General features: G+C 56.0%; 9 protein-coding genes. 5 read left to right on the top strand and 4 right to left on the bottom strand.

The annotated features are described in order from the left end of the window. Nucleotides 1-174: 174 nt before the first annotated feature. The 4 genes from hpaD to ACR0D9_RS19735 all read left to right on the top strand — a co-directional run bounded on the left by hpaD (nucleotide 175) and on the right by ACR0D9_RS19735 (nucleotide 3,622). Nucleotides 175-1,017 (top strand): 3,4-dihydroxyphenylacetate 2,3-dioxygenase, encoded by an 843-nt coding sequence (gene hpaD / locus ACR0D9_RS19750; protein ID WP_480484866.1) that lies wholly within the window; start codon nucleotides 175-177, stop codon nucleotides 1,015-1,017. A 122-nt stretch (nucleotides 1,018-1,139) separates the two neighbouring features. Further along, nucleotides 1,140-2,537 carry a pyridoxal phosphate-dependent decarboxylase family protein gene (locus ACR0D9_RS19745; protein WP_480539974.1) on the top strand — a complete coding sequence of 466 codons (1,398 nt, stop codon included), beginning with the start codon at nucleotides 1,140-1,142 and terminating at the stop codon, nucleotides 2,535-2,537. 41 nt (nucleotides 2,538-2,578) lie between these two features. Then, nucleotides 2,579-2,719 carry a hypothetical protein gene (locus ACR0D9_RS19740; protein WP_480484864.1) on the top strand — a complete coding sequence of 47 codons (141 nt, stop codon included), beginning with the start codon at nucleotides 2,579-2,581 and terminating at the stop codon, nucleotides 2,717-2,719. 117 nt (nucleotides 2,720-2,836) lie between these two features. Further along, nucleotides 2,837-3,622, top strand: coding sequence for a hypothetical protein (locus tag ACR0D9_RS19735; protein ID WP_480484863.1), 786 nt, complete (start codon nucleotides 2,837-2,839; stop codon nucleotides 3,620-3,622). A gap of 132 nt (nucleotides 3,623-3,754) precedes the next feature. On the opposite strand, the gene ACR0D9_RS19730 is transcribed toward ACR0D9_RS19735, so the two are convergent. Genes ACR0D9_RS19730 through paaG form a run of 4 tightly spaced genes read right to left on the bottom strand, consistent with a single transcriptional unit; the run spans nucleotide 3,755 to nucleotide 6,903 of the window. Continuing rightward, a complete protein-coding gene (locus tag ACR0D9_RS19730) occupies nucleotides 3,755-4,351 on the bottom strand; it encodes a TetR/AcrR family transcriptional regulator (protein WP_480539973.1) in 597 nt (198 codons plus the stop codon). Between the two features lie 3 nt (nucleotides 4,352-4,354). Next, nucleotides 4,355-5,665 (bottom strand): phenylacetate--CoA ligase PaaK, encoded by a 1,311-nt coding sequence (paaK, locus tag ACR0D9_RS19725; RefSeq protein ID WP_267365260.1) that lies wholly within the window; start codon nucleotides 5,663-5,665, stop codon nucleotides 4,355-4,357. A 24-nt stretch (nucleotides 5,666-5,689) separates the two neighbouring features. Beyond that, the gene (gene paaI, locus ACR0D9_RS19720) at nucleotides 5,690-6,115 is read right to left on the bottom strand and encodes a hydroxyphenylacetyl-CoA thioesterase PaaI (protein WP_480484868.1); all 426 of its coding nucleotides are present in this window, start codon (nucleotides 6,113-6,115) and stop codon (nucleotides 5,690-5,692) included. A gap of 2 nt (nucleotides 6,116-6,117) precedes the next feature. Next, complete coding sequence (paaG, locus tag ACR0D9_RS19715; protein ID WP_480484861.1) at nucleotides 6,118-6,903, bottom strand: 2-(1,2-epoxy-1,2-dihydrophenyl)acetyl-CoA isomerase PaaG; 786 nt, start codon at nucleotides 6,901-6,903, stop codon at nucleotides 6,118-6,120. 103 nt (nucleotides 6,904-7,006) lie between these two features. On the opposite strand from paaG, the gene ACR0D9_RS19710 reads away from it, so the two are divergent. Then, nucleotides 7,007-9,040 (top strand): FAD-dependent oxidoreductase, encoded by a 2,034-nt coding sequence (locus ACR0D9_RS19710; protein WP_480539970.1) that lies wholly within the window; start codon nucleotides 7,007-7,009, stop codon nucleotides 9,038-9,040. The last annotated feature ends 12 nt before the right edge of the window (nucleotides 9,041-9,052 follow it).

The following is a 9,052-nucleotide window of genomic DNA, read 5'->3' as shown; positions in this document are numbered from 1 at the left end:
GCGTCAAAGCATCCGGTATCGGCCGCGACGGCGGCAACTGGAGCTTCGAGTTCTACATGGAACAAAAACACGTCGGCTTCGCAACCGGAAATCACAACATCATGCAGCTGGGGAAACTGTAACCGGGCAAGGGCTCTGGTACACAGACATCGGTAAACACGAGGAGGAACTGCCATGGGAAAGATCGTACAAGCCGCGAAGATCACGCATGTGCCAAGTATCTGGATGTCCCACACGATGCCAAAATACAAAGGCATCCGGCAGTCTGCCATTGATGGTTATGCGCGCCTGCGCCAGGACGCGATAGACCGCGAGGTCGAGACGTTTCTTGTGTTCGACACCCATTGGATCACCAATCAGGGGTTTCACCTGAATACCAAAGAGCACCACAAAGGCCGCTTCATCAGTCATGAACTGCCGCACATGCTGGCAGACATGGAGTTTGATTATCGCGGAGATAACGCGTTGGGGGAAACCATCCTTGATGTTCTGCGTGAGCGTGGCGAGCGAGCGCTTGGCCATTCGCACCCCGATATGGGAATGGAATATGGCACCCTTCTGCCTATGCATTTCATCAACGAAGGGGTGAATGCGCGCGTTTTGCCCGTTGCAGTCAACCAGTTCTCGTCGATCCAGGAAAACCGCGTCTGGGGTGAGGCCATTGCCGAAGGTATCCGGCGTTCCGACCGGAACGTATCCATACTGGCCTCTGGCTCACTCAGCCATGATTTCACGCCGAATGAGCGCTCGGTCGACGGATTGAATGCGGTAAACGGCGAGTTCAACCGCCAGATGGATATGCACGTGCTGGAGATGTGGGAACAGGGACGGTTCGAAGAGTTCCTTGAAATGCTGCCGGACTATGCGAAGAAATGCGCAGGCGAATGCGCCATGAATGACACGGCTTTGCTGTTCGGAGCTCTGGGCTGGGGCAGCTACAAGGGTGAGATCGACATCTACACCCCCTACTTCGGCAGCTCTGGCACAGGTCAGGCGAATGTCAGCTTTTCGGTCTGAAGGCAGAACTCGGGACCTTTTCATTTGAAGAAAGCACACCTGTTCGGCTTTAATCCGCGAGCCGAACGGGTAAGGTCGGGGACTGGACAAATTGGTGTTCAGTTACAAGAGAAGGCTTGCGCATGGATTGGGACGCGTTTTCGCATTGGGGTCAGCACATTTCGAAATGGGCGGCCGATTACCACAAGACACTTGCTGAACGTCCTGTTCGGGCCAAGACCACACCAGGAGAAATCACGGCCCAGCTAAAGGCATCGCCCCCCGATAGTGGCGAGCCCATGGAAGCCATCATGGCCGATTTCGAACGAATCGTGATGCCGGGTATCACACATTGGCAACATCCCCGGTTCTTTGCCTATTTCCCGGCCAACGCAGCGCCGCCGTCGATGCTGGCTGAAATGCTGGTGACCACAATCGCGGCGCAATGCATGCTATGGCAGACCTCACCAGCTGCGACCGAGGTCGAAGGTGTCATGGTCGATTGGCTGCGGCAGGCGCTTGGATTGCCGGAAGGAACGACCGGAGTTATTCAGGACAGCGCATCATCCGCCACGTTGTCGGCTGTGCTGACCATGCGGGAACGGGCCACAGGGTTTACCGGCAACCGCGAAGGCCTGAACGCCAAGGGCGCACTGCGCATCTACTGCTCGGATCAGGTTCATTCGTCGATTGATCGGGCCTGCTGGGTTGCAGGGATCGGTCAGGACAATCTGGTGAAACTGCCGACATGTGGTCCGACCTATACGATTGATGCAGAGGCTCTTGATGTCGCAATTCAGGGTGACATCGCGGCCGGGTATGTACCTGCTGGTATCATTGCAATTACGGGCGGCACCGGGGTTGGGGCCTGCGATGATCTGGTGGCGGTGGCTGACATCGCGCAAAAATACGACCTCTATACGCATCTCGACGCGGCCTGGGCGGGGTCGGCGATGATCTGCCCCGAGCTTCGTGAGGCCCTTTGGCCCGGGGCGGATCGTTACGACAGCATTGTCTTCAACCCACATAAATGGATGGGGGCGCAGTTCGATTGCGCGATCCAGTTTCTGCGGGACGCCACGCCACAGCTCAACACGCTTAAGATCGAACCGGAATACCTCAAGACCACAGGGGCAGAGGTAACGAATTATTCGGAATGGACAATCCCTCTGGGTCGACGGTTCCGGGCATTGAAGATCTGGTTCTTGATGCGGTCATACGGTCTCGACGGGTTGCGGAGCCGAATTCGCAACCATGTGCTCTGGGCCAATGAACTTGCAGAAAAGATCGGCGCGATAGAGGGGTTTGAGATCACCACCGGCCCGATCCTGAGCCTGTTTTCCTTTCGCTGTCCAGGGGATGACGCCGCTCAGCAGCGACTGGTGGACGCGCTGAATGACGATGGCCGAATTTACTTGACGCAAGGCATGTTTAATGGCCGCAAGATCATCCGTTTTCAGGTCGGGCAATTCGACACAACCCGCGATGACGTGCTGATGGCGGCGGATGTCATCCGCGATGTCTGGGAGAGCCTGCCATAAAATTCGCAACGTTCAGTGCTGCAAGGGATACCTTCTTTTGGTTGATTACCGATGATGGTGCGATCGCCCTGAACGGTGATTTTCCTGAGTTTTCCAGCCTGTATGAAGTCATTGCCGCAGGTGAGTTTGCCCAAGCCGAAACCGAAGACTATGAATATCTAACACGCTCACTCTCGTTATGAGTGAGGGACCATCGGTGGGTAGGTCAAAGGTCAATTGTGGGTCTTTGAAGGATGAAAGGGTATTGAGGAAAGCGCTTTTCCGGCAACTTCGACGAGAGTTTAGCGAGAGATAAGAAAATGTTGAAAGTCGTTATACATCAGGGGTTTCATAAAACAGGCACTCGAACACTGCAAACAATGTTGCTCAGAAATCGTTCCCGATTAAAGGGCAGAGTGAATATTCTGGTTCCGAGTGATCTGCAAGAGGCGGGCTTCTCAGCACGGCGCTTTTCTGTAGTGCAAGAAGAACGAGTGCTAAATAAGTTTCGTAAACAATTAAGACAAGCTCTGGCGCGCTTTGAAAACGAAACAGACAAACCGCTTTTGATTAGTAACGAGGAGTTTGCGGGCCTGATTCCAGGGCGTAAAAATGTGTATTCTTATTCCATGGTAACGGTTTTGTCTGAAGTGCTATTGGATGAGATCGAGAAGTTCGCTGATGGTAACGCGCGTGCAACCTTCTTTTTTACCACCAGGAACGCCTCTGATTGGATTAAGAGTGTTTATTGGCAAAACATACGTTCGAACCGAATTCAGGAAGGCCTTTCGGAATACGCGGACCTACTTCAGCAAGGCGCAGATCTTGCTGGTGTGGTTGCCCGAGTTAAGGATGCCGTATCCTCCCGAGCCGACGTCGTTTCCCTAGACACCTCAAACATGAGTGACCGTCTATTTCCCGCCACAAAGGTGCTATCGATGCTGAACGTAAGGTCCGATGATCTTACGCCTGTCAGTAACTTGAATGTCCAACCGGTTGGAGCCGCAGAGTATTTTCTGGAATTGAACAGATCAAACATGACGGACGAAGAGGTCATGGCAGCGAAACGCAATTTCTTAGACGATTTGAAGATGCGCAAAAAGTAAGAAAGAAGGCCACGCGCTCGCTGCAGCCACGGTCCTTATTGGCGCGCCTCAGGATAGCCGACCAATCTGATCTGCGATTTCAGAACAACACACGAGACCACACCCGTGCGTGATTTCTCCAAGCGGGCATGCCTAAAGCTTTTGCACACCATGCATGGTCAGGGTGCTCACAAGATCGGCATAATCTTCGCGGGCTTTGGGGCCTGCGCCGGTGTTCCACATGTAATACCAGTTCAACATTCCAAAGACTGACATCGTCGCGCCGCGAAGCTTGTCCTTGGCGCCGTCAAAAGAACCGGGGGACATTTCCAGAAGTATGTCGCGGACAAACTTCACCAGATCAAGCTGATAGCCCCGCAGCCTTTTTTGCTGTTCTTCGGTCAATGCGCTCATGCCACTGATCTGAACCCGGTGCTCGTCATCTGCACCCTGATAGGCAAAAAGGATCTCGCGTACTGCTTTGCGCAGTTTCTGTTCGGGGTTAAGGCCGTCCAGATCAACATTGCAAATCCGGTCCCGCAACTCACGCAGGTACGTTTCAAGGATGTCATACAGGATGGCATCCTTGCTGTCATAGTAGTGGTATATGTTTGCTTTCGAGATGCCGCATTCTTTGGCCAAAAGGGTCATCGAAGCACGGTCAAACCCCTGGTCGGCAAACACTTTTGCCGCCATCTTCAGGATCTGTTCCCGCTTTTGGTCGTGGTCTTTGGCAATTGTCCGGGCCACGGCTCAGTCCTTATCGCGATTGTCTACAACGCGCTTCGCCTTGCCCTGAGAGCGTTCGACGTCGCCGGGGTCACCTACTACAATTTCGGTTGAAACGCCAACGACGTCCTTGATGCGTTTGGTCAGCATCCGTGCAGCGGCCGTTTTTGACAGCTCGTCGGTGGAATCGGGGGAGGATTCAACAAAGACCCGCATGGCATCCATGCGACCGGATTTGTAGAGCTCGATCTGGTAATAGGGGGCAAGACCGCCCGTTGCCATGACCTGTTCCTCGATCTGGCTGGGGAAGACGTTGACGCCGCGCAGGATCATCATGTCGTCACTGCGACCTGTAATTTTTGCCATCCGGCGCATGGACCGCGCCGTCCCCGGCAGCAGGCATGTCAGATCGCGTGTGCGATAGCGGATCATCGGCAACCCTTCTTTGGTTAGTGTCGTGAACACCAATTCTCCGGTTTCGCCATCGGGCAGGACTTCTCCGGTTGCCGGGTCGATGATTTCCGGCAGGAAGTGATCCTCCCAGATTACAGGCCCGTCTTTGGTTTCAACGCATTCATTGGCGACACCGGGGCCCATGATCTCGGACAGGCCATAGATATCGACGGCGTGCATGTCGAAGGCCGCCTCGACCTCGGCCCGCATCGCGTCAGTCCAGGGTTCGGCACCAAAAACGCCAACCTTCAGCGAGCTCTCACGTGGGTCGAGACCCGCCTTGTGGAACTGTTCAAGGATATTGAGCATGTAGGAGGGTGTAACCATGATCCCGTCAGGACGGAAATCGTTGATCAGGTTCACCTGTTTTTCGGTCTGCCCGCCCGACATCGGGACGACAGTCGCGCCAAGGCGTTCGATCCCGTAATGGGCACCTAGCCCACCGGTGAACAGCCCATAGCCGTAGGCGTTGTGAACCATGTCGCCCTTGCGCAGCCCAGACGCGCGAAGAGACCGCGCGCCAAGGTCAGCCCAGTTGTCTATGTCATTCTTTGTGTAGCCGACCACTGTCGGTTTGCCTGTTGTGCCGGAGGACGCGTGCAGGCGAATTATCTCGCTGCGCGGAACCGCAAAAAGACCAAACGGATAGTTGTCGCGCAGGTCGTTTTTATACGTGAACGGAAACTTTGACAGATCCGAAAGCTGTTGAAGATCGTCAGGATGCACGCCAGCCTCGTCAAAGCGCTGTTTGTACATCGGAACGTTTTCATAGGCGTGGCGCACGGACCACTTCAGCCGCTCAAGCTGTGTGGCGCGAATTTCGTCGATCGAGGCGATTTCGATCGGGTCCAGGTCCGCTTTGTTGGGGGAAAGGTCTTTCATCGCGTAACTCCTCCAGTCACGAAACTATTCTTGAAAATTCTGGCCGCCAATAGCGCGGGACATGCCGCGAAACTCAGCGATCAGAGTGTTGTCTTGATTGATGACGCGGACGTCGTAGATGCCGCTGCGACCGGACAGGTTCACTTCTGTCGCGGTGGCAGTCAGGCGGTCACCTTTCCGTCCCGGTGCAAGATAGCTGACCATTGTATGCTGCCCTACAGTCGCAACATTCCGGCTGTTGCAGGCAAAGGCAAAAGCACTGTCAGCAAGAGCGTGCGTGACGCCGCCATGGCAAATACCGTGTCCGTTACAGTGATGCGGCGCAACAGTCAGCGACAGGACAGCGCGCCCTTCATCGACCTCGACAAGCTCCATCCCGAACCATTTACTGGCTTCGTCATTGGCCCACATCGCTGCCGCGGATTTTTGGGCGCGTTCTTTTGGGGTCATCATTATCTTCCCTGAAAATGCGGTGCGCGTTTTTCGAGGAAACTGGACACGCCTTCGGCGTAATCAGCACTTTCCCCGCAGGTTTTCATTGCGTCCGCTTCAATTTCAAGCTGATCGGACAAGGATGTGGTGGCTGCTGTTTGAATGCACTGCTTGGTCAGACCCAAGCCAAGGGTGGGGCCGTTGGCGAGTCGCGTGGCAAGAGCGCGTGCTTCGGTCATCAGCTGATCATCGGGAAACGCCTTCCAGATCAACCCCCAGTCTTCCGCCTGTTTGGCGGTTAGGGGCATTGCTGTCAGGGCCAGCCCCTTAGCGCGCGCCTCGCCCAACAATCGGGGCAAGTGCCAGCTGCCGCCTGTGTCCGGGATCAACCCGACCTTGGAAAAACTTTGGATGAACTTCGCGCTTTCCCCGGCCAGAACCATGTCGCAGGCCAGTGCAAGGTTCGCGCCCGCGCCCGCGGCCACGCCGTTGACGGCACAAACGACCGGGAAATTCAAAGACCGGATCAGTCGAACCAGAGGGGCATAGAAAGTGCGTACAGTTTTGCCCAGGTCGGGCGGGCCATCCATTTTTGAGGGATCGCGGTCTCCAAGGTCCTGACCCGCACAAAAACCGCGCCCTGCGCCGGTCAGCAAAATCGCGCGGGCGCCTTTTTTGCGCGCATTCTTCAGCGCGTCGTGAAGGGCAAGATGCATCTCCTCATTGAACGAGTTCAGCTTGTCGGGGCGGTTCAGGGTTATTTCAACCCAGTTTCCGTGATCATGTACAAGGATCGTATCGCTCATGGCTGTCTCATCTGTTCCCGTGACAACTTAATCATTGCATTAACCGAACGGTTGGTCAATATATAAACCCGAACCGAATCTGGACTGATCAAAGGGATTGCCAATGTCGCAGCCGTCGCTGGTGAGTGTTGACTTTAAGGGCGACGTGGCCTGGGTCACGGTCGACAACCCGCCGGTGAACGCAACCTCGACGGGGGTTCGGCAGGGTCTGGCCGACGCGATCGATGCAGTTCAGAAAGCTCGGGTTGCCGTCCTGTGCTGCGCCGGTCGGACATTCATCGCAGGCGGTGATATGTCCGAGTTTGACGCGGCTCCGGCTGAGCCGCATTTGCCTGATGTTGTTCAGAAGATCGAAGACAGTAATGTGCCGTTTATCGCCTGTATGCACGGCAACGTGTTGGGTGGCGGGTTTGAAATTGCCATGGCCTGCGCGTGGCGGATCGCAGCGCCGGGCACCAGCTTTGGGCTGCCGGAAGTCAATGTAGGCCTGATCCCAGGGGCGGGGGGCACGCAACGATTGCCGCGCCTTGTTGGAATGGAAGCGGCGATCGACATCGCCTGTTCAGGAAAAATCCTGAAAGCCGAGGAAATGGCCAATCTCGGGGGAATTGATCTGATTGCCGATAACCCAAAGGCGGCTGTTCTGGACATTGTCGCCAACCTGCCAAAGCGCCCGGCACCTGTCAGTCAACGGCCCGTCGGCGAATTCGCGTCTGACCTTCTGGAGACGAGCCGTCAGGCTTTGAAAAGAACCGCCAGGGGTCAGCAATCACCGCTGGAAAACCTTACCGCGCTCAGCTGGTCGTCAGAACCCTTTGCTGCCGCACAGCCGAAAGAGCGGGCGCGCCATCTGGCGCTGCGTCAAAGCCCAGAAAGCCGCGCCCTGCGATACGCCTTTTTTGCCGAGCGCAAGGTTGCCAGACCTACCATGATCGCAGGTGTTACCCCGCGCGATATCAGCCGGATCGCAGTTGTCGGTGGCGGGTTGATGGGGGCAGGGATCGCAACCGCAGCCCTGAATGGCGGGTTGTCGGTCACTCTGATCGAGAGGGATACGGAAGCAGCGGCCGCGGCCCATGATCGGGTTAAGGGGCTGCTAAAGGGGGCAGTCAAGCGGGGCAAGATGTCCGAAGCGCAGCTACAGGAACGCCTTTCTGCATTTCGCGCCGTTGACAGCTACTCCGAAGCTGCCGACGTTCAGTTGGCTATCGAGGCTGTGTTTGAAGACTTGTCAGTCAAGCAACAGGTTTTTGCAGAATTGGCCCGCCATATGCAGCGTGACGCGATTCTGGCCACGAACACGTCTTACCTGAGCCCGGTCGAGATTTTCGCGGGTATCGAAAATCAATCCCGGTGCATTGGCCTGCACTTCTTCAGCCCTGCCCATGTCATGAAGCTGTTGGAAGTCGTGCATACGCCGCAAACTTCGCCCGAAGTTGTCGCCACAGGGTTTGCGCTCGGAAAAAGGCTTCGCAAGGTTTCTGTCCTGTCGGGCATCTGCGATGGTTTTATCGGCAACCGGATGTTGGCTGCGTATCGGCGCGAGGCCGATTATTTGCTGGCAGATGGAGCGTTGCCTTATCAGGTGGATCAGGCAATGCGAGCTTTCGGGATGCCCATGGGGCCCTACGAGCTGCAAGATTTGACCGGCCTCCAAATTGCCTGGGCCAACCGAAAACGCAATGCCGCAACCCGCGACCCGAACGAACGTTATGTGACGATTGCTGACCAGCTGTGCGAGATGGGTCGTCTTGGCCAACGTACGGGCAAAGGATGGTATCGCTATGAAGAGGGTCATCGCGAACCGATCCGCGATCCCGAAGTGGAGGCGTTGATCGAGTCCCACTCGGCGGATCAGGGCATAACGCGGCGGGCATATGCGCAGGACGAAATCGTGTCGCGCATCCTGGCGGTGCTGGCCAACGAGGGCGCGTTGATCATTCAGCAGGGGATCGCCGAGTCCGCGGAAGCCGTCGATATGGTTCAAATTCACGGCTACGGCTTTCCGCGCTGGCGCGGCGGGCCGATGAACTATTGCAAGGAAATCGGAGCCAACACGTCGCACGCAATGATGGAAACCGTAGCCAAGGAAAGCCCCGGTTCATGGCGCGTCGCGGGTTGTCTTGGGGACAATTAACAAGTTGATGGT

The organism is Ruegeria sp. AK11 (assembly GCF_056541095.1).
The sequence above is the reverse complement of the archived record's forward strand: the minus strand, read 5'-3'. Positions and strand labels throughout refer to the sequence as shown.